The sequence below is a fragment of the Rhizobium sp. NPDC090275 genome (assembly GCF_044772225.1).
Taxonomy (GTDB): Bacteria; Pseudomonadota; Alphaproteobacteria; order Rhizobiales; family Rhizobiaceae; genus Rhizobium.
Genome location: NZ_JBIVYL010000030.1, coordinates 1 through 1,603 on the forward strand (window position 1 = coordinate 1; position 1,603 = coordinate 1,603).

The window sequence follows — 1,603 nt, forward strand, 5'->3', positions numbered from 1 at the left end:
ACTGCTTATCCCGCTTGCTCAGGGACCTACAACATATTGCGGTAGACGGATTGGCCACTCCCCTGCTGGACGGCATCGGGGACGAGGTCTTGTCGCTCAAAATGGCGGGCTGAGAGTAGCTGTCACGATTCGGGGAGGCAGGTCCACTAATCGGGTATCGGCTGGGAGGTTATCCAGCGATGGCCGCGAGCGGCGGGCGCGGTGCATTGAGCACGGGGGGAATGCGGGGATTGAGTGCAGCCGGGTTAGGATAGCTGCGACTGGTCTTACGCTCTTCGCCGGGCCGCCGGGCAACGAGCACTGGACGCTTCGGCTTCTTTCTCGGGCTCGCCAGTTTCTGGCTTAATTCCGGGACGCCTTCAATATCCCACTTGAATGACAGGAACGCGCTCTTGTCTTCCTCAGCCAGTCGATCCACCCACCAGGCAAGGTTCTCCATCACCTCGACCCGAGAGACGCGATAGTATTTGGCAAGGTCGGTCACGATCTTCCGTTTGCTCGGACGGAGCATCTTCATGATCTGCTCGATGTGATCCTGCTTCCACTGTCGAGTATCCCCGACAATGCTTCGCCAGGTGGTAGGCCCGACACTTCGCCCGATGCCAAGCATCGCGTCCATCGACGTCCGGAAATATCGACGTCGGTTCCATCGGAACACGAATTCGTTCAGATACGCATCAAGATGCTTTTCTCGGAAGCCGTGGAAAGTTCCCATCGCCCAACGCTTCACGTTGGCAAAGACGATGTGTATCCACTTGAAGAGGATGTGGGCCGGGAGCGCAGCCTGTGTAAGGTTGATCTGATCGATCGTTCGACCGGGCACGCTTAGGTAAGACGCATTCTTGTCCGTCCTCAAGCGAGAGTTTGGCAGCGTGTTGGCGACCACGAATGGCACAAGGCTCGATGAGGTTCGGTCGGCGATGCGGGCCAGCCTGATGCGGCCGACAGCGTACTTTCCGATACGCTCCACGGCTCCTGCGATCCAAATCTGGTTCGCAGTGCTACTCCCACCGCCCCGCTTCAGATGATCGCCCTTTCGTCGGAAAGGGATCGCGGACTCATCGATGTCGATATCTCCGCTCAAGGGCGTCCGGTCCGGGTTGACCATGGCTTTCCGCAGCTTATGGAGTACCAGCCAAGCCGTTTTGTAGGTCACCCCGAGCTTCGGCTGGAGCTGGAGCGCAGAAATACCGTTGGAATGAGTGGTGACCAGATAGGCCGCCAAGAACCATTTGCGCAGCGGCAGATGCGTCCCCTGCATGACTGTTCCCGCGATCACCGATGTCTGGTGGCGACAGAGAGGATCGTTACCCTTGCCCGCGCACTCCCAGACCCACGGTCGGGCTTCCAGACGCCAGGCTTTGGTTGACTTGCAGCGAGGACATTCGAATCCGGTGGGCCAACGCTTTTTAGCTAAATATTCGGCGCATGCGTAGTCGTCGCGAAAGGTCCCGACGAACGTCTCAATCGACGGCGGCTTGTCGTATTTCCATCTGGTCGGAAAGAGGGAGCTGGCCATGGCGAGACTCTTACGCCTATCCCCGAACCCTGTCGATCGGACTCACCAAATATGGTTAGCGCCTGAGCAAAAGGGATAAGCAGT

1 protein-coding gene is annotated in these 1,603 nt (G+C 58.3%); it reads right to left on the reverse strand.

The window, feature by feature from the left end; all coding sequences use genetic code 11:
• Nucleotides 1-169: 169 nt before the first annotated feature.
• On the reverse strand, nucleotides 170-1,519 hold the full coding sequence (locus ACIQUB_RS31445) for an IS1595 family transposase (RefSeq protein WP_113236246.1): 1,350 nt from the start codon (nucleotides 1,517-1,519) through the stop codon (nucleotides 170-172).
• Nucleotides 1,520-1,603: the final 84 nt, after the last annotated feature.

Excerpts from the sequence above, each read along its gene's own strand:
- ACIQUB_RS31445 (WP_113236246.1), bottom strand. The coding sequence starts at position 1,519 with ATGGCCAGCTCCCTCTTTCCGACCAGATGGAAATACGACAAGCCGCCG.